19 protein-coding genes and 1 riboswitch are annotated in these 21,433 nt (G+C 69.7%); of the genes, 11 read left to right on the top strand and 8 right to left on the bottom strand.

The features are described 5' to 3' along the window. Nucleotides 1-51: 51 nt before the first annotated feature. Nucleotides 52-1,197: an acyl-CoA dehydrogenase family protein gene (locus tag Q9K23_RS18615; protein WP_053778791.1), complete on the bottom strand. Its 1,146-nt coding sequence runs from the start codon at nucleotides 1,195-1,197 to the stop codon at nucleotides 52-54. Nucleotides 1,198-1,356: 159 nt separating this feature from the next. On the opposite strand from Q9K23_RS18615, the gene Q9K23_RS18610 reads away from it, so the two are divergent. Beyond that, the gene (locus tag Q9K23_RS18610; protein ID WP_053778822.1) at nucleotides 1,357-1,887 is read left to right on the top strand and encodes a TetR family transcriptional regulator; all 531 of its coding nucleotides are present in this window, start codon (nucleotides 1,357-1,359) and stop codon (nucleotides 1,885-1,887) included. A gap of 759 nt (nucleotides 1,888-2,646) precedes the next feature. On the opposite strand, the gene Q9K23_RS18605 is transcribed toward Q9K23_RS18610, so the two are convergent. Both Q9K23_RS18605 and Q9K23_RS18600 read right to left on the bottom strand, forming a co-directional pair. Next, nucleotides 2,647-5,367 (bottom strand): ATP-binding protein, encoded by a 2,721-nt coding sequence (locus Q9K23_RS18605; RefSeq protein WP_053778792.1) that lies wholly within the window; start codon nucleotides 5,365-5,367, stop codon nucleotides 2,647-2,649. Then, entirely contained in the window at nucleotides 5,364-6,149 is a 786-nt protein-coding gene (locus Q9K23_RS18600) for a DUF3027 domain-containing protein (protein ID WP_053778823.1), read from the bottom strand. The genes Q9K23_RS18605 and Q9K23_RS18600 overlap by 4 nt, the downstream gene beginning before the upstream one ends. 226 nt (nucleotides 6,150-6,375) lie before the next feature. Here Q9K23_RS18600 and Q9K23_RS18595 point away from each other — a divergent pair, with 226 nt between their 5' ends. Both Q9K23_RS18595 and Q9K23_RS18590 read left to right on the top strand, forming a co-directional pair. Continuing rightward, a complete protein-coding gene (locus Q9K23_RS18595) occupies nucleotides 6,376-8,229 on the top strand; it encodes an MFS transporter (RefSeq protein ID WP_053778824.1) in 1,854 nt (617 codons plus the stop codon). Nucleotides 8,230-8,235: 6 nt separating this feature from the next. Then, a complete protein-coding gene (locus Q9K23_RS18590) occupies nucleotides 8,236-8,775 on the top strand; it encodes a DUF2771 family protein (RefSeq protein ID WP_202927354.1) in 540 nt (179 codons plus the stop codon). Between the two features lie 65 nt (nucleotides 8,776-8,840). Here Q9K23_RS18590 and Q9K23_RS18585 read toward each other — a convergent pair whose 3' ends face one another. Next, on the bottom strand, nucleotides 8,841-9,266 hold the full coding sequence (locus Q9K23_RS18585; RefSeq protein ID WP_053778793.1) for a cold-shock protein: 426 nt from the start codon (nucleotides 9,264-9,266) through the stop codon (nucleotides 8,841-8,843). A 260-nt stretch (nucleotides 9,267-9,526) separates the two neighbouring features. Here Q9K23_RS18585 and Q9K23_RS18580 point away from each other — a divergent pair, with 260 nt between their 5' ends. The 5 genes from Q9K23_RS18580 (at nucleotide 9,527) to Q9K23_RS18560 (ending at nucleotide 12,725) form a co-directional block, all read left to right on the top strand. After that, nucleotides 9,527-9,736: a hypothetical protein gene (locus Q9K23_RS18580; protein WP_053778794.1), complete on the top strand. Its 210-nt coding sequence runs from the start codon at nucleotides 9,527-9,529 to the stop codon at nucleotides 9,734-9,736. Then, nucleotides 9,733-10,278 carry a flavin reductase family protein gene (locus tag Q9K23_RS18575; RefSeq protein ID WP_020793605.1) on the top strand — a complete coding sequence of 182 codons (546 nt, stop codon included), beginning with the start codon at nucleotides 9,733-9,735 and terminating at the stop codon, nucleotides 10,276-10,278. The genes Q9K23_RS18580 and Q9K23_RS18575 overlap by 4 nt, the downstream gene beginning before the upstream one ends. Continuing rightward, a complete protein-coding gene (moaA, locus tag Q9K23_RS18570) occupies nucleotides 10,275-11,393 on the top strand; it encodes a GTP 3',8-cyclase MoaA (protein ID WP_053778795.1) in 1,119 nt (372 codons plus the stop codon). The genes Q9K23_RS18575 and moaA overlap by 4 nt, the downstream gene beginning before the upstream one ends. Before the next feature lie 5 nt (nucleotides 11,394-11,398). Beyond that, complete coding sequence (locus tag Q9K23_RS18565) at nucleotides 11,399-11,647, top strand: MoaD/ThiS family protein (protein ID WP_020794380.1); 249 nt, start codon at nucleotides 11,399-11,401, stop codon at nucleotides 11,645-11,647. Nucleotides 11,648-11,874: 227 nt separating this feature from the next. Further along, nucleotides 11,875-12,078, top strand: a riboswitch (cyclic di-AMP (ydaO/yuaA leader). 8 nt (nucleotides 12,079-12,086) lie between these two features. Continuing rightward, on the top strand, nucleotides 12,087-12,725 hold the full coding sequence (locus tag Q9K23_RS18560; RefSeq protein WP_059036995.1) for a transglycosylase family protein: 639 nt from the start codon (nucleotides 12,087-12,089) through the stop codon (nucleotides 12,723-12,725). A 123-nt stretch (nucleotides 12,726-12,848) separates the two neighbouring features. Here Q9K23_RS18560 and Q9K23_RS18555 read toward each other — a convergent pair whose 3' ends face one another. Genes Q9K23_RS18555 through Q9K23_RS18540 form a run of 4 tightly spaced genes read right to left on the bottom strand, consistent with a single transcriptional unit; the run spans nucleotide 12,849 to nucleotide 14,475 of the window. Beyond that, nucleotides 12,849-13,301: a molybdenum cofactor biosynthesis protein MoaE gene (locus tag Q9K23_RS18555; protein WP_305950233.1), complete on the bottom strand. Its 453-nt coding sequence runs from the start codon at nucleotides 13,299-13,301 to the stop codon at nucleotides 12,849-12,851. Beyond that, nucleotides 13,298-13,780, bottom strand: coding sequence for a molybdenum cofactor synthesis domain-containing protein (locus Q9K23_RS18550; protein WP_020792096.1), 483 nt, complete (start codon nucleotides 13,778-13,780; stop codon nucleotides 13,298-13,300). The genes Q9K23_RS18555 and Q9K23_RS18550 overlap by 4 nt, the downstream gene beginning before the upstream one ends. Next, nucleotides 13,777-14,220 (bottom strand): cyclic pyranopterin monophosphate synthase MoaC, encoded by a 444-nt coding sequence (gene moaC / locus Q9K23_RS18545; protein ID WP_082366144.1) that lies wholly within the window; start codon nucleotides 14,218-14,220, stop codon nucleotides 13,777-13,779. Before moaC ends, Q9K23_RS18550 begins: the two co-directional genes overlap by 4 nt. 51 nt (nucleotides 14,221-14,271) lie before the next feature. After that, nucleotides 14,272-14,475 carry a hypothetical protein gene (locus Q9K23_RS18540; RefSeq protein ID WP_152972937.1) on the bottom strand — a complete coding sequence of 68 codons (204 nt, stop codon included), beginning with the start codon at nucleotides 14,473-14,475 and terminating at the stop codon, nucleotides 14,272-14,274. Nucleotides 14,476-14,605: 130 nt separating this feature from the next. On the opposite strand from Q9K23_RS18540, the gene Q9K23_RS18535 reads away from it, so the two are divergent. From Q9K23_RS18535 to Q9K23_RS18525, 3 genes are all read left to right on the top strand, one after another. Beyond that, the gene (locus tag Q9K23_RS18535) at nucleotides 14,606-17,083 is read left to right on the top strand and encodes a protein kinase (RefSeq protein ID WP_305950232.1); all 2,478 of its coding nucleotides are present in this window, start codon (nucleotides 14,606-14,608) and stop codon (nucleotides 17,081-17,083) included. A gap of 54 nt (nucleotides 17,084-17,137) precedes the next feature. Beyond that, complete coding sequence (locus tag Q9K23_RS18530) at nucleotides 17,138-19,483, top strand: helicase-associated domain-containing protein (protein ID WP_305950231.1); 2,346 nt, start codon at nucleotides 17,138-17,140, stop codon at nucleotides 19,481-19,483. Between the two features lie 748 nt (nucleotides 19,484-20,231). Further along, a complete protein-coding gene (locus tag Q9K23_RS18525; RefSeq protein WP_053778826.1) occupies nucleotides 20,232-21,428 on the top strand; it encodes an RtcB family protein in 1,197 nt (398 codons plus the stop codon). The last annotated feature ends 5 nt before the right edge of the window (nucleotides 21,429-21,433 follow it).

The following is a 21,433-nucleotide window of genomic DNA, read 5'->3' as shown; positions in this document are numbered from 1 at the left end:
AGGGTAGAGACGTCCTGGATCGCCGACCGACCCCACCGGGCCGGGCCACGACTATGTCTGCGACGCGAGGGCGCGGCTGATCACCAGACGCTGGATCTGGTTGGTGCCCTCGAAGATCTGGGTGATCTTGGCCTCGCGCATGTAGCGCTCGACGCGGAAGTCGCGGGTGTAGCCGTTGCCGCCGAGTACCTGCACCGCGTCGGTGGTGACCTTCATCGCGGTGTCGGTGGCGATCAGCTTGGCGGTCGCGGCGGCGCGCGAGTAGGGCCGGCCGGCGTCACGACGACGCGCCGCGTCGAGGTAGGTCGCGCGGGCGGAGTCCACCGCCGCCGCCATGTCGGCGAGCAGGAAGCCCAGACCTTGATGGTCGATGATCTTGCGGCCGAACGTGGTTCGTTCCTGCGCGTACTCGACGGCGGCGTCGAGTGCGGCCTGGGCGAGGCCCGTCGCGACGGCGGCGATCCCGAGCCGGCCGGAATCGAGTGCGGAGAAGGCGATCTGGAGGCCCTGGCCCTCGGTGCCGATCAGCCGGTCGGCGTCGATCAGGGCGTCGTCGTAGGTGGCGGCGGTGGTCGGGACCGCGTGCAGACCCATCTTCTCCTCCGGCTTGCCGAAGGTGAGGCCCTCGGTGTCCCGCGGGACGAGCAGACACGAGATGCCCTTGGACCCCTCGCCGGTACGGACGAAGACGTTGTAGACGTCGGCGATCCCGCCGTGGGTGATCCACGCCTTGGTACCGGTCACCCGGTACCCGCCGTCGGTGGCCTCGGCACGGCAGTTCACGGCAGCCGCGTCGGACCCGGCCTGCGGCTCGGACAGGCTGTAGGCGCCGATCAGGCGACCGTTCAGGAGATCGGGCAGCCACCGCTGCTTCTGCTCCTCGGTGCCGAAGGTGAACAGCGGGTGGCAGGCGAGGCCGTGCACGCTGACCGCCACCGCGACCGCCGCCCACCGGGCACCGAGTTCTTCGAGGACCTGCAGGTACACCTCGTACGGCTGGGCGCCACCGTCCCACTCGACGGGGTACGACAATCCCAGCAGACCGGCCTCGCCGAGCTCGGCGAACAGGCCGACGGGGTAGGTCTCGTCCTTCTCGTGCTGATCGGCGATGGGGGCGAGCCGCTTGTCGGCGATGTCGCGGGTCAGTGCGATCAGATCGCGGGCCTCGTCACTGGGGAGCAGGCGGTCAACAGGCATGGTCGGCCTTCCGTGGAGTATAGAAACAGTACTCAAGTACCTCGCACAGTACTATTCTTGTCAGGTGAACGAAAGGAGGAGGCCGTGACCCCATCACGCGACGCGGGTTCGCAGCGGGGCGACTTCGCCACCCGCCGACGCGGCGTCCTGTTCGATGCGATGCTCGAGCTCCTGCTCGCCGAGGGGTTCGCACATCTGTCGGTGTCGGATCTCGCGACCCGACTGCGGTGTTCCAAGTCGACGCTCTACACGCTCGCCGACAGCAAGGAGCAACTGGTCACCAGGACCGTCGCGCACTTCTTCCGGACGGCCACCGACCATGTCGAGCAGCGGGTCGGGCAGGCCGGCTCGGCCCGTGAGGCGGTCACCACCTATCTCATCGCCGTCGGCGAGGCCCTGTCCCCCGCGTCCGCGCAGTTCATGTCCGACCTGCATGCCTTTGCCCCCACCCGCGAGCTCTACGAGCGCAACACCGAGGCCGCGGCAGCGCGGGTGCGGGAGCTGATCGACGCCGGGGTGGCCGCGGGCGACTTCCGCGACGTCGACGCGGCATTCGCCGCCGACCTCGCGGCAACCATGATGGCCCGTATCCAGCGGCGCGAGGTCGCCGCGGCCACCGGCCTCGACGACGCCCGCGCCTACCGCCAGCTGGCGTCGATCCTCACCACCGGTATCGACGCGCGAGCCTGACACGGCCGACATACCCGCCTGCGCCAAGACCTCTGAGGTGGTCGCCGCCCGGCGTCGGCTGCGGAGATTTCGACACGGGTCCTCGCTACGCTCGGTCCCGGCTCAATCACCAACGCCCAGTGGATGGTTGAGCCGACGAGGAGCGCAGCGACGAGACGTGTCGAAACCTCAGACAGCCGAGCTCCCCAACGCAACCACCTCAGACGTGGTCACCACCCAGCGCCCGCTACGGAGATTTCGACACGGGTCCTCGCTACGCTCGGTCCCGGCTCAATCACCAACAGAAGCCCCGGCTCAATCACCAATGGGAGTTCCGGTTCAATCACCAATAGAAGCCCCACCTCAAACAACCAGTGCCACACGATGGTTGAGCCGACGAGGAGCGCAGCGACGAGACGAGTCGAAACCTCAGACAGCCGAGCTCCCCAACGCAACCACCTCAAGAGTGGCCACCAACATCGTCAGCTCACCAGATTTCGACACGGGTCCTCGCTACGCTCGGTCCCGGCTCAATCACCAACGCCCACAAGATGGTTGAGCCGACGAGGAGCGAAGCGACGAGACGTGTCGAAACCTCAGACAGCCGAACTCGCCAACGCAACCACCTCAAGAGTGGCCACCAACATCGTCAGCTCACCAGATTTCGACACGGGTCCTCGCTACGCTCGGTCCCGGCTCAATCACCAATGGAAGTTCCGGCTCAAGCACCAATCGAAGCCCCGGGCAGCGACGAGTCGCGTCGAAACCTCAGACAGCCGATCAGCTCACCTGTCCGCGGTGGGTGACACCGCGATCGTCGACCCACCAGTCGACGCGCTTCTCGCGGCGGGTGCCGTTGTGTTCGAGGAACACCCAGAGTTCGTCGTGTATGCGCATCGGGCCGGCGACCGCTCCGGCTGTAGCCGACCAGCGAACGGCCTCGGCCGACGTCGTCTCGACCGGCCGTCCTGGCCCTCCCAGGATGACCGTGAACTGCTCACCGGCGGTGGGTAGATCGAGGATCTCGGCGAGCATCGCCGCATCGGCGGCGACGACGGGCAGTCCGGCGATCACGGCCTCGGCGTCGTCGAGGGTCTGCAACCACCACGGCGCGTCGACCACCACGGCGTCGTCGGCCACGCCGCCGGACAATGTCCGGACCGACTGCGGCACGTCGATATCCGCCGGGTCGAGCGCGCCTGACCGGCAGGCGCCGACGATGGCCGCATGGATGCCGACCGCCACGCCGGGGGTGACGTCGCGCCCGTCCTCACCGAGTCGCGCCAGCAGTACCGAGGCGTCGGTCGCCGATTCCGGCGGCAGCGCCCCGAGTGCGGTGGCGAGGTCGTCGGCATGCGGGTGATCGAGCGGATCGAGCACACCGGCGAGGCCGGCGTCCGACGGCGCACGGAACTCGCCGAGCAACGATCCGTCGACCTCGGCGAAGTGCCGCAGCCACCACGGGGTGTAGTCGGCCCGGCCGGTGAAGGCGGGCGCGAGGCGCTCGTCGGTGGCCATCAGGGTCAGCGCGCTCGCCCACCGGTCGGGATCGACGAGGTCGAGATCACGGATGGCACAGAGTGTTTCCGGAGCATCGGGCAGCGACTCCCACCACTGCTCCTCGTCGGGCAGTTCGTGGTCGGGTCCGACCGGCAGCTCGTCGGAGACCAGGGCGAACCCCCATCCGACGCCGAGGCGGCGCAGGACGTCGGCCCCCACCCGCTCGGCCAGCTCGGGGTCGACGATCCCGAACGGGTGGTCGTCGACGAGCACCGACAGCAACGGCGACTCGGCGAGCAGCAGTTCGTCGGCACTGCACAGTTCCCCGTCGGCATCGGGGATCGGCAGGCGTGCGAGCCAGCCCGGAACCGGGGCGTCGGGGTCGGCGGCGAGCAGCGTGAGGACCTCTTCGGCGAGGTCCTCGGCCTCGTCGTCGACGAGGGACTGCAGGACCGGGTCGGCCAGCGCCTCGGCCGGCGACAGCGTCTGCACGCCGAGCCGTTCCAGGAGTGGGTGATCGGCGGCGGGATCGACGGTGGGCACCCATCGCAGCGGGATACCCACGTCGACCGTCGTGGTGAACAGGCCGCGGGCACCGATGTGCATCCGGGAATCGGATCGCGGGATCGGTAGTGCGGCAAGTTCTTCGACGTCGGCACCGGTACCGACCAGCGGCGCCAGCGCATCGTAGAGACGGTGCCACCACTGCGCATCGCGGTCCACCCCGGCCAGCCGCTCGGCGACGACGGCCAGTCCGATCCGATCCACCCCGAGCAGCTCGAGGACCGGAAGGCGATATGCCGACGACAGTTCCGGGTGGACGAGGTCGGCGAACACCTCACCGAGCACCTCGGCGAGGGCGTCGGACAGTCCGATCAGCACCACCGCCCGGGTGGGAACCAGATCGTCACCGCCCGCGCCGGGCAGCCAGCCGGAGGTGCGCAGCGCGGCCAGGACGGCCTCGATCATCCGAGTGTCGTCACCGCCGTGTGCACGATAAGGCAAGGGCACCAACGACAGTCGGTCCACCGGATCGACGAGTCGCAGGATCTCTGGATACCCGGCGGCGGCACCGACGATGTCGGCCGACGGATGCAGATGGCGACGGTCGGCGGTCAGCGGGGCGTCGGTGTAGAGCCTGCACGGCAACGACATCGGGATATCGGTGGGCGTCGGTGCCCACACCACGTCCCGGTCGCCGACGACGACGGTGCCCTGGCGCAGCTCCACCGACCACCGGCTTCCGCCGTGGGTGGCGACGGCGAACTCGCGACGGCCGCCGCCGGACTCCTCGACCACGATCCGGTCGTCACCGCGCTCGACGGTGAAGGTCTGCTCGCCCACGTCCATCCGCGCCAGTGCGGGCAGCGCGAGCAACAGGTCGGCGGCCTGCCCGGCGGCCACGGCGAGCAGGCCGGCCACATCGGTGTCCGGCCGCAACGACAGGACGATCTCGGTGGCGAATCCGGCGCGGGGTGCCGCGTCGAGCGGCCAGGCCAGGCGCAGCAGCGGAACGGCGTGCCGCGACAGTGCCTCGTCGGCATCGATCCCGGCCTGTTCCAGCGTGGCCCCGGTCCGATCCCGGTCGAAGACGATCGATCCGGGCCCCGAACGGATCTCGACCCGGTCGGCGACGGTGGCGGTGGCCGAGAAGCCGACCCCGAACCGGCCGACGACACCGTCGGTGCCCGCGGGGTCCTTGGCCGACACCCGCAGTGCGGTGAGCGAACGCACACCGGATTCGGTCAGGGGCGCACCGGTGTTGGCGATGTGCAGGGTGGCGCCGTCGGCCCAGATCGCGACATGTCCGGCGACCCCGCCCAGATGTGCGGCGTCGGCGGCGTTGGTGACCAGCTCCACCACGAGCCGGTCGCGGTACCCGACCGTCGCCAGGTCCGCCTCGGCGGCGGCGTCCTCGGCGAGTCGGGTCGGCGAATCACGCCACGCCGCGACGGTGGCCTCCCGCAGGGCGGCCGCACCGAACCGATCGGGAGTGGTCAGGACCGGCCGTCCGGATCGTCGGCACCCGCACCGGCCGACACCGCGACGATCTCGAGCACACCGTCGTCGAAGGCGTCGAAGGCCGGGGTGCCCTCACCCTTGGGGGCGACCATGTCGGAGTGTGCGCCACAGCCGTATTCGGCGGAGACGACGTGGGCGTCGGCGGAGAACTCGTTGGCGCACGCACCGAACGCCGCGCGCAGCGACCCCGACAGCGGGATGTAGAAACCGCAGGTGCAGCACGGGAACTGGGCGGCCTGTGCCATCTCCGAACCCGGTCCGAAGTCGCCGTCGTACCAGCGCTGCGCGGCCTCGTCGCGTCCCTCACTGCTGAGTAGCCGCTTGCGACCCAGGCCGAGTGCACCGGAGATCTGCGCGATCTCGTCGGGATCGGCGACGAACTCGTCGCCGGTGTCGATCTGGTTCGGGACCAGACGCACGTCGTCGGGATCGGCGGCCAGGACGTCGCCGGCCGAGAGATCGCCCGGGGCGACCCGCTTCGACCACGGCACCCACGACGGCGACAGCAGCGCGCCGTCACCGGGCAGCAGAACCACCTCGGACACGGTCACCTCGTCGCTGCCCGGGGCACCGGCCACCACGACACACCACTGCCATCCGCGGTAGCCGATCAGATCGGCGTCGAAGTAGTGGGCGGCGGCCCACTCACCCTCCGCGACGGCGTGACGATGCTCACCCGGACGGTGTCCGTCCTCGATGAGCGCAGCACGGGCAATATCGACGGCATCGAGCAACCGCGGCCCGTCCACAACTCCAGTCACCGTTCCAGTGTGCAACATCGCCGGATCCGCGTGCACACGTGGTGCCGGGTGCTTCCGGCCGGTGCCGGGCGATCCACCGGAGGTCTGCCGCGGGAGGCGGTGCGTGCGACACATCGCCGAGCACCTCATCCGCCACGCCTGTCGCCGGATAGGGAACAATTGACGCGTGACCGGATGGAAGCCGCAGGACCGCGCCGACACACACGCCGGGGCCACCGACCCCCGTGTGGGCGGGCGTACCCGGCGCAACCCGGTCGACCATCCGGGTACCGCGAACTATCCGGCCGACGGCCGTCGCCGCCGGCCGCAGCCGGGTCGTGATCCGGGTACAGGCCGCGGTTCGGGCGGCAACAATCCTCCCGGCGGCAACCGTGGCGACGCCTATCTGCCGCCGCGGACGCACAATCCGCATCTGCCGCCCCTCGACGACCCGTCGGCACCGCCGCGATCGTCGGACACCCAGGCCCTGCCCACCGACCCCGACCAGCCGAAGCTGCCCAAGAAGATCACCGTCGCCCGCGTGGCGGCGATGCGGTCGAGGCAGCTCACCGCCGCGGGCATCGGCAAGATCCACCAGGCCGCGACCGCCGACGGCGCCGACCAGTCGGGTCTGACCGCACTGACCCTGCCGGTGATCGCGAACTTCACCGTCGACGCCGCGATGGCCGTCGCCCTGGCCAACACGCTGTTCTTCTCGGCGGCCACCGCCGAATCGAAGGTGAGCGTGGCCCTGTACCTGGCGTTGACGATCGCCCCGTTCGCGCTGATCGCCCCGCTGATCGGTCCGCTCCTCGACCGGCTGCAGCACGGGCGGCGGGTGGCGATGGCGGTCACCTTCGGCACCCGCGTGGTGCTGGCCCTGCTGATCATGGCGAATGTCACGTGGGATGCCGCCGCACAGCAACTCAACTACGACCCGTGGGTGCTCTACCCGTGCGCGCTGGGTCTGATGGTGCTGTCCAAATCGTTCGGCGTGCTCAAGTCGGCGGTCACCCCTCGGGTGGTGCCGCCGTCCATCGACCTGCCCCGGGTGAACTCCCGACTGACCACATTCGGCCTGATCGGGGGCACCATCCTCGGCGGCGCGGTGGCCGCGGTGTTCGAGCTGTTGCTGGCCAAGGTGCTGCCCTTCCACCTGCCGGGTGCGATGGTGTGGCTGGCGATCGTGGCCGCCGTCGGCGCCTACCTGTGCATGCGGATCCCGTCGTGGGTGGAGGTCACCGAGGGTGAGGTGCCCACCACCCTCACCTACCACGGTCCGACGACCGCCGAGCCGCCACGCACCGGCCGAGAGGGACGTGAAGGACGCGGCGGTGTGCGGGACGGCGCGAAGGTGCTGGCCGCGACGATGCGCCGGCCGCTGGGACGCCGGGTCGTCGCAGGCCTGTGGGGCAACGGGACCATCCGCATCCTCACCGGGTTCCTGACCCTCTACATCGCCTTCTACGCCAAGGCCCAGGAGGGTGTGCACTCGGACTGGAAGCAGCTGGCGATGCTGGGTGTGGTCGGTGCGGCCGCCGGTATCGGCAACATGATCGGCAACGGCGTCGGCACCCGGCTGGAGCTGAAGAACCCGCAGAAGATCGTCCTCTACTCGACCACCGCATGTTTCGTGTTCGCCGTTCTGACGGCCGTGTTCGGCAACATGCTGATGGCCACGCTCACCGCGCTCGTCGCCTCCGGGACCAGCGCGATCGGCAAGGTGTGCCTCGACTCGTCCATCCAGGACGACCTGCCGGAGGAGTCGCGGGCGTCGGCGTTCGGCCGGTCGGAGACCGTCCTGCAGCTGTGCTGGGTGACCGGCGCGGCACTCGGCGTGCTGCTGCCCACCACACTGTGGATCGGATTCGCCGTGGTCGCGGCGTTCCTCGGGGTCGGCCTGACCCAGACCGTGCTGACCGTCCGCGGACACTCACTGATCCCCGGCCTCGGTGGGCATCGCCCCGACCAGACCGCCCCCACCACCCCGTTCGCGGCGGCACCGACCACCCACTACAGCCATCCGACGACGCGGCACGAACCGCCGCGGCGTCGACCCGGACCGGGCGACGAGCCCACCAAGCGGATGGGATATCACTAGACCGTGATGAGTTCCGGTGAGAAGAAGGCCGTCGCGATCATCGCGCTGGTCGCGATCGTGGTGGTTGCCGTCGTGGGCAGTGCGGTCGGTGTGCTCGTGGCCACCGCCCACTCCGACGACGAGGACGGCGCCTACCTGCACCTGGCGGTCGGCGACCAGCTGCACACCGTCGAACCCGTGCGCTGGTGCGATGTGTTCCTCACCGAGTGCACACCGCCGCCGAACCAGCCGCAGCGGGAGACACCGCACGTCCCGGTCCCGACCGGCACGTCGGTGCTGCTGTCGGTGCCGTCGGTGATCGCGTCGGGTCCCTGGAGCCTGACCGCGCTGTATGCGACGCCGAAGGGCCTCTACGAGGATTCCCGCATCCTGCAGTCCGGCACGACCTTCACGGTGAAGCTGGAATCAGAGCCCGATCGGGTGCTGGTCGGCATCACCGTGATCGTGCCGTCCGCGGTGGTCAACGCCGACGGCACGATCGACACCGCACGCGGCGCCCTGGCCGTGCAGACCGCGCCGGTCGGGTTCGCCGTCCCGGCGATCTGACCCGCACGCGGATCGTCCTGCCGGGAGATCCGGGCAGGACGATCCGGGTGATCGGGGTGGGGCGATCAGTGATCGAGTTCGCGGGCGACCGCGCGCACAACCTCGGAGATCCGCTGCGCGGTCTTGCGATCCGGGTAGCGGCCCTGACGCAGGTCGGGCTGCACCTTGTTCTCGAGCAGGGTGATCAGGTCGGCGACCATGCCGTGCAGTTCGTCCGGGCTGTGCCGCTTGACGTCCTTGCGGGCGGCTTCCCGGGCGGCCTCACGGGCGTTCTTGGCCATGCTGGGTGCCGGCTCGAGCACGCTCACGCGCAGCGCCTGCGGCCCCCGGCGACCGGCGGCCATGTCGAACTCCACTCGCTGCCCCGGCTTGAGGGCCGCGATGCCCTCGGGAAGGGCCGACGCACGGACGTACACGTCCTCGCCGCCCTCTTGAGCGAGAAAACCGAAGCCCTTGTCGGCGTCGTACCACTTCACCTTGCCCGTCGGCACTGTGCTCACCCTCACTGAAAATCGGTCGGTCACAACAAAAAAGGCGCCCGGTCCCACACAGAACGATGAGCAACAGGCGCCTGGTCGTCACCATCCTAGCCAACCGTCCCGCACCGGGTCACACCCATTACCGTCCACCGAACGCCCCTCGCACCCGTGCCGGTGTGGGCGAGCGGTTCCGGTACCCCTGCACTGCCACGGTCCACAGGAGGTGCCCGGGTGTTCTACCGTGGATGACATGGAGTTCTACCGTGGGTGATATGGAGAAGAAGCGATCATCGCGGCTGTTGCCGGTGGCGATCGTGGTGTTCGTGATCGGCCTGATCGCGCTCATCGCACTGTTCGTGATGCCGGCTGTCGCCGACGGCGAGACGGCACCGACCGCGGTCTATCTGCTGGCACTGTGCGCCCCGCTCGGATTCCTGCTGGCCATCGCCGCGGCCCTGCGCACCGGACGCCGGACACGGTGACCGCCCCGCCCGGCGAGTTCTCCGCGGTCACCGACCCCGGGGCCTTGAAGCAGGCCTTCGGCTGCTTCCCGTCGGGAGTCGTCGCCGTCTGCAGCGATGTGGGCGGCCCCCACGACCCGCAACCGATCGGGATGGCGGCCAGTTCGTTCACCTCGGTGTCGATGGACCCGCCGCTGGTCAGCGTGTGCGTCCAGAACACCTCCACCACCTGGCCGCGGCTGCGGGCGTCACGGGCGCTGGGCGTCAGCGTGTTCTCCGCCGACCAGTCCGAGCTGTGCCGGCAGATGGCCGGACCCGCCGAGCACCGGTTCGACGGGATCGACCCGTTCGGTCCGGACGCCGGAACGCGGACCGGCGTCGACGACGGCGCACTGTTCGTCCCGCAGGCCGCCGCACATCTGTTGTGCACCGTCGCCCAGGAGGTCCCGGCCGGCGATCACGTCGTGGTGCTGCTCCGGATCGAGGCATTGCGCTCGGATCCGGACATCGAACCCCTGGTCTTCCACGCCAGCAGCTTCCGCGCCCTCGAGGCCCGACGATGACCACCGTCCATCTGGGCCTGCCCCTCCCCTCCCGCACAGCCGATCCCTGCCTGCCCGGTCTGTGCGCACCCGACACCACGCCTGCGGGCCCGGACAACCGGCTGTGGGACACCCATGGCCGGGTCGCGACCGATCTGCGCGTGTCGGTGACCGACCGCTGCAACCTGCGCTGCCGCTACTGCATGCCCGCCGAGGGTCTGGACTGGCTGCCCGGCGACGACCTGCTGACCACCGACGAGTTCATCCGTGTGCTGACCGTCGCGGTCCGCGACCTCGGGGTGCGTGCGATCCGCTTCACCGGCGGCGAGCCACTGCTGCGCCGCGATCTCGAAGAGATCGTGGCCGCGGTGACCGGGCTCGACGAACGCCCCGACATCGCGATGACCACCAACGGGCTGGGCCTGACGCGACGTATCGGCGGACTCGTCGACGCCGGGCTGACGCGGGTGAACATCTCGCTCGACACCGTCGATGCCGCCCGGTTCGCCGAGATCACCCGCCGCGACCGGCTCGGCGACGTACTCGACGGACTGGCCGCCGCGCGGGCCGCCGGCCTGCACCCGGTGAAGGTCAACGCCGTCCTCCCGGACCGGTCGGATCTGTCCCGCCTGCCCGACCTGCTCCGGTTCTGCCTGGACCACGGCTATCAACTGCGGGTGATCGAGCAGATGCCGCTCGACGCCGGCCACGACTGGGACCGGGCGTCGATGGTGACCGCCGACGAGATCCTGGCCACCCTGCAGGCCGGCTTCGACCTGCGGCCCGATCCGACGCCACGGGGGGCCGACCCGGCCCAGACCTGGCTGGTCGACGGGTACACCGAGCCCCACGGCGGACCGGCCCGGGTCGGCGTCATCGCGTCGGTCACCCGCCCGTTCTGCGGGGACTGCGACCGCACCCGCCTGACCGCCGACGGCGCCCTGCGCAACTGTCTGTTCGCGACGTCGGAGACGTCGCTGCTGCCCGCACTGCGCGGCGGGCCGCTGTCGGTGGACACCGACGCCGCCATCGCGCGGCTGTGGCGCGGCAATGCCTGGGCGAAGGGCCCCGGCCACGCGGTCAACTCCGCCGGTTTCCACCAGCCGGACCGGCCGATGTCGGCGATCGGCGGCTGAGTCGGATGCAGGTGACCGTCCGGTTCTTCGCTGCCGCGCGCGCCGCGGCCGGTGTCGACGAGACCGTCGTCGACGTCGCCGACTCGATCACCCTCGGTGAGTTGGAACACACTCTGGCCGACGGGAATCCGGAACTCGCACGGGTCCTCGAACGGTGCTCGTATCTCCGCGACGAGACCGCCCTGTGCGACCGCACCCGCCGCCTGGCACCGGTGCGGGTGCTCGACGTCCTCCCGCCGTTTGCCGGCGGATGACCCGCAACCGTCCTGTGACCTTTCTCACATAACGGCCCGGTAACGGGATGGACACGAGACGACCATCATGCCTGTGAACTGCGGTGACACTGAAATGGGGCCGAAAGTCCCGTTCGGACACTCGAAATGGGTTGCGGGATGGGGCGTGAATCCTCCGCTCGAACGACGTAGGGTTCGTGTCGACCTACTTCGGAAGGTCACAGCCAGACCAACACATCCATAACGTTCCACCGGGCGCGCCGAGCCTCGTTCCACCGGTGGGATGACGAGAAACATCTGGGAACGAGGACGGGGGACCCACCTTCCCATCCGGGAACCGGACGTCGACCGACGTCCTTGGGGTTAAGTCCGCGGCCACACCGGCCATAGCGACCGAGCACCTCTCGCTCGAACCCGACAGCTGACTTCGCAGGCGCGTGGAGAGAGGGAACGAACACCTATGTCCGGACGTCACCGCAAGCCGACGACCTCGACCACCACCAAGACCTTCGCCAAGGTCGCGCTGACCGGCGCCGTCCTCGGCGGTGGCGCCGCCCTGCTGGGCACGGGCTCCGCCCAGGCCGCCACCGACGCCGAGTGGAACCAGGTCGCGCAGTGTGAGTCGGGCGGCAACTGGGCCATCAACACCGGCAACGGCTACCAGGGCGGGCTGCAGTTCAGCCCGAGCACCTGGGCCGGGCACGGCGGCGGCGAGTTCGCCCCGACCGCCAACCAGGCCACCCGCGAGCAGCAGATCGTCGTCGCCGAGCGAGTGCTGGCGTCGCAGGGCAAGGGCGCCTGGCCGAGCTGTGGTGGCCCGCTGTCGGGTCCCACCCCGCGCACCGCCCCCGCCGACACCACCCCGCTGCGCAAGGCCGCGCCGACCCCGGCGCCGTCCACCCCGCAGCAGCCCGCCACCGGTCTCGAGCAGACCCCGGATGCCACCAGCACCCAGGAAGCCCTCGATCAGCTCGGTGAGGCCGGCGTCAGCCCCGAGGTCCAGGGACTGCTGAAGGCCGCCCAGAGCAGCGGCTACCAGCTCACCCCGGACCAGCTGCGCCTGTTCAACGACAACAAGGGCCTGATCCCGCTCCCCTGAGCGACCCAGACGAAGGGCCCCGCACGATGCATCACGCCGTGCGGGGCCCTTTTCCAATTCCGGGGTGAGTCAGGCGGAGCCGACCCATTCGTCACGTCAGGCGGAGCCGACCCATTCGTCACGTCAGGCGGAGCCGACCCATTCGTCTCTGCCGTCGTCGAAGAACTGGTGTTTCCACACCGGTATCCGGGCCTTGACCTCGTCGACCATCCGCGCGCAGGTCTCGAATGCCGGTCCACGGTGATCGGCGGCCACGGCGACGACGAAGGCCACGTCGCCGATCCGCAGGTCGCCGACGCGGTGGGATACGGCCACCGCGCGCACGCCCTGTGCCGATGCCGCGACCTCGGCGACCACCTCGGCCAGCACGGCCGGGGCGCTCGGGTGTGCCGAGTACGACAGCAGGGTGACGCCACGGCCACCGTCGTGATCGCGGACCGCGCCGACGAACCCGACGACGGCCCCCGCGGCCCCACCCGCGGCACGGGTGACGAGGTCCTCGTGCTCGGCGAGGGTGATCGGTTCGGTGGCGAGTGCGGTGTGGACGACCTGTACCGCGGACGGTTCCGGGATCATGGGTGGTCACCGCCGCGGATCTGGTCGAGGGTGTGGTCGAGGACCGTGCCGAGCACCGTCAGCCCGTCGCGCACCCCGCCGGTGGAACCGGGCAGATTGACCACGAGGGTGGTGCCGATGATGCCTGCGGTTCCGCGGGACAGGATCGATGTGGGGACGTCGGGGAGTCCGGATCGTCGGATCGCATCGGCCAGGCCGGGGATCTCGATGTCGAGCAGTGTCCGGGTCTGCTCGGGGGTGCGATCGGTGGGTGAGAGGCCGGTTCCGCCGGAGGTGACGATCAGGTCGACGCCCGCGTAGACGCCGGCGCGGATGGCCGCTCCGACGGGGTCACCGTCGGCGACCACGTCCACCTCGTCGACGGCGAAGTCGCGGGAGGCGAGCCAGTCGACGATGATCGGGCCGGATCGGTCCTGGTAGATCCCGCTGCTCGCCCTGGTCGACGCCACGATCACCCGCGCCGAACGCGAGGGTGTCACCGATCCGGGTCCTCGTCGCGAATCCAGTGGCCCGATCGGCCGCCGGACTTCTCCAGGAGCCGGACGCCGTCCATGCTGGCGCGCCGGTCGACCGCCTTGACCATGTCGTGCAGGGTGAGCCCGGCCACCGACACGGCGGTGAGTGCCTCCATCTCGACGCCGGTCTGACCGGCGGTGGTGACCGTCGCGGTCACGTCGATGCTGTCGGTGCCGACCTCGAAGTCGACGTCGACCGATGCCAGCGACAGCTGATGGCACAGCGGGATGAGCGCATCGGTGCGCTTGGCGGCCATGATCCCGGCGATGCGGGCCGTGGCCAGCACGTCTCCCTTGGGCAGGGAGGCGGAGGTGAGCAGTTCGATCACCCGTGCGGTGGTCCGGAAGGTGCCCGAGGCGACCGCCCGACGCCGGGTGACCGACTTGTCACCGACATCGACCATCCGGGCGGTGCCCGAGTCGTCGATGTGTGACAGCGATTCGCCGGTCACGGCTCAGCTGTTGATGTCCGTCTTGGGGTTGATGTAGTGCACCTTGTCCGCAGGCAGCGGGAACTCGACGTCCCCGAACGGGGACAGTGCACCGGCGACGTGGGTCGCGAACTCCGAGACGGCATGGTCGGGCACGTTGCCGTCGCCATCCCTCGGCCAGCCGTTGTCGACGTAGTGATTCTTCGAATTGCTCTCAGCCACGCGCATATTGTGCCATGCCCGACACCTGCCGGGCAGGCCGACCACCCACCCTCCGTTCGAATGATATGGCGGCACCCGTGTCATCGGTGGCGGTAGGGTCACAATCCAAGGTCCGACGAGCATCGAAGGGGAAGACGTGCCACTGAGTCCAGGTTCACAGATCGCCGGCTACCGCGTGGTCTCACTGCTGGGTTCGGGCGGAATGGGCGAGGTCTACCTCGTCGAGAATCCGCAGCTGCTCCGCCGCGAGGCCCTCAAGGTCATCTCGCTCGCCGGGGCTCAGGATCCCGACTTCCAGCGCCGATTCACCAACGAGGCGCGGACCACCGCGTCGCTGGATCACCCCAGCATCATCTCGATCCATCAGTACGGCATCACCGACGGCACCCCGTGGTTCACGATGAACTACCTGGAGGGCTCCGACCTCACCCACGGCCCCATCTCCGCGGCGGACGTGGTGACCGTCACCGAGCGGGTCGCCGACGCCCTGGACTACGCCCACCGACGTCAGGTGATCCACCGGGATGTCAAGCCCGCCAACATCTTCGTCAGCCGGGATGCCTCGGGGGGCGGTATCGAGCGGGTCACCGTCCTCGACTTCGGTATCGCCAAGCTGGTCAACTCCACCTCGCTGACCGCGACGAGTGCGTTCATCGGCACCCTCGCCTACTGCGCCCCCGAGGTGATCGAGGGGCACGACGCGACCGCGATGAGCGATCAGTACTCGTTGGCGTGCACGGTCTTCCAGCTGTTCACCGGTCAGGCACCGTTCACCACCACCACGCCGTCGGCGCTGGTGATGAGTCATCTGACCAAGCCGATCCCGCCGATCAGCTCCCTGCGACCGGACCTCGGCGCCTTCGACGCGGTGCTGACCAGGGCGCTCGCGAAGAACCCGGCGGACCGCTATCCGGACTGCCGGTCCTTCGCCGCCGCCCTCAAGTCGGCCGTCGACGGTTCCGGGGAGGCAACGGTGATCGGCCCGGCGGGGGGCCATCGTCCCGCCACCCCGGCTCCGGTGGGGACCCCGATCCCGCCCGGCGGTCTGTCGAACCCGCCGTCCTACCCCAATCCGGGGCACCCCAATCCGCCCTCGCACCCCAATCCGGGGTCCTATCCCAATCCGGCACAGCCGAACCCGGGCGCCTACCCGGCGTCACCGGGATACCCGGGCACCCCGCCGCCGACGCCGTATCCGTCGCAGCCGGGGATCGCCTCCGGTCCGACGATGGCGAATCCGACTGCGGGACTCGGCGGTCCGGGCACCGTGCCGCTGGGTGGCGGGCAGCCGCCGACCTACCCGCCGTCGCAGCCGAACCACCTCGTCGGCGGTGTTCCGGGGCAGCCGTACGGGCAGCCGCAGCCACCGCAGCGCAAGAAGCGCACCGGCCTGATCGTGGGTGTGATCGCCGTCGCCGCGGTCGTGATCGTCGCGGCCGCGGTCGGAATCGCGTTCGCAGCGGGTGCGTTCAGCGGCAGCAAGGACGACGATGTCACCGCGGCGCAGCCGTTCACCATGTCGGCCTACGGCAAGACGACGTGCACGGTGCAGGCGGGCAAGGCCTACTGCTGGGGTAAGAACGGTTCCGGCGAGCTGGGTATCGGCTCGACCACCGACAGCACCACCCCGGTCGAGGTCGGCGGACTCTCCGGCGTCACCGCGATCTCGGTGGGCGGGTACGCCGACAGCGACCGCAACTCGCGCACCACGGTGTGTGCGGTGGCCGGCGGCGAGGCCTACTGCTGGGGCAACGACCACTACGGCCAGATCGGCGACGGCGCCACCGGTTCCGGCACCGACAAGACCTCGCCCACCAAGGTCCCGAATCTGACCGGCGTGACCTCGATCGCCACCGGATACGGGTCGACGTGTGCGGTCGCCAACGGCGATGTGCTCTGCTGGGGCGACAACGACTCCGGGCAGCTCGGTCTGCCCGGTGTGGACGAGACCACCACCCCGACCAAGGTCGCGGGTCTGCCCCCGGCCACCGCCGTGGCCACCGCACAGGGCACCACCTGCGCGATCGCTGAGGGCAAAGCCTACTGCTGGGGTGACAACGACAACGCCCAGATCGGCAACGGGTCGACCAGTCGGCAGGAGTCGCCGGTCCAGGTCGCCAATCTCACCGACGTGACCTCGCTGTCGGTCGGCACCTACACCAAGAACAACTCGGAGGACACGCCGACCGCCTATGTCACGGTCTGTGCGACCTCCGGTGGCGGCGCCTACTGCTGGGGCGACAACGCCTACGGCCAGATCGGCGACGGCAGCACCCAGCAGCGATCGGTGCCGACCCAGGCCACCGGCCTGTCCGGGGCGTCGGTGATCAGCACCGGCTGGGGCAGCACCTGTGCCGTCGCGGACGCGAAGGTGTGGTGCTGGGGCGACAACGACAACTCCCAGCTCGGCACCACCGGCGACGGCCGCCAGACCCCCGCCGAGGTCACCGGCCTGACCGGTCAGGCGGTGTCGGTGGAGACCGCGGGCGGCTCCACCTGCTCGCGGAACTCCGCCGGCGAGGTGTACTGCTGGGGCCACAACGACGTCGGCCAGCTCGGCGACGGCAGCACCAGCGACCGGTCGACGCCGGTCAAGCTGACCCTCCCCGCCTGATCGGGGTTCGGCGCGCCCGCAGCGGCATACCCGGCACTCAGTAGAATCGGTCGGATGAGTTCGGATACCCGCGCGGACGCACTGGCCGTCGATCTGGCGCGTCGCTCCGACGACGACCTCGCCGAACTCTTCGCGCTCCGGCCCGATCTCGCCGCGCCGCCACCCCAGGGGACCGGTGTCCTCGGTCAGCGTGCGTTGTCGGCCGCATCGATCGCGCTGGCCGGCGAGTCGCTGGATCTGCTCGACGTGGCCGTGCTGGAGCAGGCGATCGTCTTGGGTACGCCCCCGAAGCGACGCAAGACGCCGGTACCGGTGACCGTGTCGGCGATCGTGGACGCACTGTCCGATCGCGCCGAGCCCGCCGACCTCGCCGCACGTGTCGACCATCTCCGGCGGCTGGCCCTGATCTGGGGCGACGACGACTCGCTGCACGTCGGGGCGCACACCGCCGCGGCGTTGCCGTGGCGGGCACTGCATCTGACCGGCCCGCTCGGCCATCTCACCCCGGACGAGGTGCGGGCCCGGCTCGACGGTCTCGACGAGCGTCGGTCCGACCTGCTCGCCACCCTCTCACGCGGGCCGGCGCTGGGCCGCAGCCGCGACGCCGCCCCCGACGCGGATCCGGCGGCGCCGGTGGCCCGGCTGATCGCCGACGGCCTGCTCGCCCGGATCGATCACCAGACCGTCGAACTGCCACCGCAGGTCGGGCAGATCCTGCGCGGTGAGCCGCCGTTGCGCAGCGACGACCTGCACCGGCCGGTGCCCGACGACGACAATGCATCCCGGCGGTTCTCCGCCCGTGACATCGACGCGGCGGCCGGTGGTGAGGCGCTGGAACTGATCCGGCACACCGTCGCCCTGCTGCGGGTGCTGGGGACCGCCCCGGCCGCGGTGCTGCGGTCGGGTGCGCTGGGCGTGCGTGAGCTGCGCCGGCTGAGCAAGGCCACCGGTCTCGACCAGCGACGGGTGGCGCTGATCGTCGAGTTGCTGGCACATGCCCGTCTGATCGATGCCGGCTTCCCCGATCCGCCGCCGGCCAACGACACCGGCGAGCACGCCTTCGCGCCCACCACCCAGGCCGACGCCTGGTTGCACCAGCCGCCGGAACGGCAGTGGCTGACCCTGGCCCAGGCATGGCTGTCGGTGCCCCGCCGGGCGTGGCAGGTGGGTGAGCCCGACCGCGACGGCACCACCATCCCGGCGTTGTCGGCGGAGAACCAGGACGCCCATGCACCCGCCCAGCGGCACACCATCCTGGCCGGGCTGGCCAACACCGCCCCCGGTACCCGGGTGTCGGTGGCGGGTCTGGTGGCCGCTCTGCATTGGCATCATCCGCACGGGTTGCGTCGGATCACCACCCGCGTCGTCGACGAAACCCTCACCGAAGCACGGGAACTCGGGATCGTCGCACATGCGGCACTGTCGTCGGTGGGGCGCGCGCTCCTCGCCGCCGAACCCGACGACGAGGATGCCGCGACCCTCGCCGCGATGCGTAAGGCCTTGCCCGAGCCGGTCGACCACTTCCTCGCCCAGGCCGATCTCACCATCACCGTGCCGGGTCCGATGACCCCGGATCTGGCCGAGCAGGTGGAGCTGGTCGCCGACCTCGAATCCGGTGGAGCCGCATCGGTGTATCGCGTCACCGAGGACAGCGTGCGGCGTGCGCTCGACGCGGGACGCTCCAGCAGTGAACTGATCACCCTGTTCACCGCGCACTCCCGCACCCCGGTCCCCCAGTCGCTGACCTATCTGATCGAGGACGTGGCCCGCCGCCACGGCCAGCTGCGGGTGGGTCTGGCGTCGTCGTTCATCCGGTGCGAGGATGCCGCCACGCTGGCGGCGGTGTTACGCAGCGACGCCGCCGACCATTTGGCCTTGCGTGCCCTGGCCCCCACGGTCGCGGTGTCGCCCAGCGAGATCCGCGAAGTCCTCGAGCAGCTGCGATCCGCCGGTTTCGCGCCGGCCGGCGAGGATTCGGCCGGCGAGCTGGTGGACATGCGCACCCGCGGCAGCCGGGTGGCGACCACACGTGGGCGACGTACCCTGATCCCGCCGCGCCGTTCCGCCCTCAACTCCGACCAGGTGCGGGAGGTGGTGTCGCGGTTGCGTTCGCATGACCGGGCGATGGCGGCGAGACCGGCCCGGGAGAAGAAGGGCTCGACCACCCCGGTGCGTGCCGCGGGCAACGGTGAGACCACCACGGCCCTGATCCAGTTGGCCTTGCGGGCCAATCGCCCGCTGCGCGTGGATTACGTGAACGCCCACGGTTCGGCGAGCCGACACATCGTCCATCCCCGCATCATGAGCGCAGGTCAGTTGATCGGCACCGAGGACGGTACCGACGACGAGCAGCACTTCTCCCTGCACCGCATCACGAGCGTGGAGCTGTTGAACGAGTAGGGATACAAAGACAGCATTCGATGCTCGATCCGGAATCAGCAGCATCGGCAACCGCCACAACCATATTCGATGGTTGAGCCGGGACCAACAGCAGCATCGTCTACCACCCCAACCACATTCGATGGTTGAGCCGGGACCAACAGCAGCATCGTCTACCTCCAGAACAACATTCGATGGTTGAGCCGGGACCGAGCCGCCAGGCGAGGACCCGAGTCGAAACCCAGCAAGACAACAATGTCAGCAACCACAACCCCGACGTGGTCACCACCCAGCCCCGGCCGACAGAGGTTTCGACACGCCTCGTCGCTACGCTCCTCACCGGCTCAACCACCAAACACACTCCACCCCAATCCCATTGGATGAGTCAGCCGGAGCAGACAACATCATCAGCAACCGCCACAACCATATTCGATGGTTGAGCCGGGACCGAGCCGCCAGGCGAGGACCCGAGTCGAACCCAGCAAGACAACAATGTCAGCAACCACAACCCCGAGGTGGTCACCACCCAGCCCCGGCCGACAGAGGTTTCGACACGCCTCGTCGCTACGCTCCTCATCGGCTCAACCACCAAGCACGCTCCACCCCAATAACATTCGATGGTTGAGCCGGGACCGAGCCGCCAGGCCACACGCCGCCACCGCGCGATCTCGGGCGATCGTCCGAAAACCACTGGACTTGGGCCACCGGCGCACCGTAGCGTGTGCACGCCGACAATCGTCGGGACACCGACACGAGCAACGGAAGAATCATGAACAGCCAGTTCCCCGTATCCCTTTCGGGCGCAGCCGCGTCGACCCTGTTGTGGGCCGACGAGGAATCGATCGAGCATCAGGCGCGCAATCAGCTGCGCCGGGTGTCGACGCTGCCGTGGGTGTACGGCGTCCGGGTGATGCCCGACGTCCACGTGGGCAAGGGTGCCACCGTCGGTTCGGTGATCGCGATGCGCGATGCGGTCTGTCCGGCAGCGGTCGGCGTCGACATCGGTTGTGGCATGGCCGCGGTGCGAACCGACCTGGTGGCCGCCGATCTCCCCGACGACCTGTCGGGTCTGCGGTCGGCCATCGAGGCGAAGGTGCCGGTGGGATTCGAGCGGCACCGGGAGCCGGTGGACGTCGTCCGGCACCGGCTGGGCGGCGGTTGGGCCGGATTCTGGGACCGCTTCGGTGAACTGCACCGTGGGGTGCGTCAACTCGACGACCGGGCCCGGCGGCAGCTGGGAACACTCGGCGGCGGAAACCATTTCATCGAGGTCTGTGTCGACGACGAGCAGCAGGTGTGGATCATGCTGCATTCGGGGTCGCGCAACATCGGCAAGGAACTCGCCGAGCGGCATATGTCGGTGGCGGCGAAGCTGCCGCACAACGCCGACCTGGCCGACCGCGATCTGGCCGTCTTCCTCTCCGGCACACCGGAGATGGATGCCTATCGCCATGACCTGGAGTGGGCTCAGGAGTATGCGGCACGCAACCGTCGGGTGATGCTGGCGTTGGTGTGCGAGGCGGTCCGCGAGACCTTCGCGGGGCGGGCGGTCGCCTTCGACGAGCCGATCAGCTGCCACCACAACTACGTTGCCACCGAGCACATCGACGGCCTGGAGTTGCTGGTGACCCGTAAGGGTGCGATCCGGGCGGGCGCAGGCGACCTGGGGCTGATCCCGGGATCGATGGGCACCGGATCGTATGTGGTGCGCGGACTGGGCTCGGCGGAGTCGTTCTACTCGGCATCGCACGGTGCGGGACGCCGGATGAGCCGGACGCGGGCACGCAAGACCTACACCGCCGACGATCTGGTGGCCCAGACCGCAGGTGTCGAGTCACGCAAGGACGCCGGCGTGGTGGACGAGATCCCGGCGGCCTACAAGGACATCGATGCGGTGATCGCGGCGCAGACCGATCTCGTCGAGGTGGTGGCCCACCTGCGACAGGTGGTCTGCGTCAAGGGGTGAGGGGT

The sequence above is a fragment of the Gordonia sp. NB41Y genome, assembly GCF_030718915.1.
In the GTDB taxonomy this organism is placed as follows: Bacteria; Actinomycetota; Actinomycetes; order Mycobacteriales; family Mycobacteriaceae; genus Gordonia; species Gordonia desulfuricans.
This window is presented reverse-complemented; position numbering and strand designations above follow the sequence as displayed.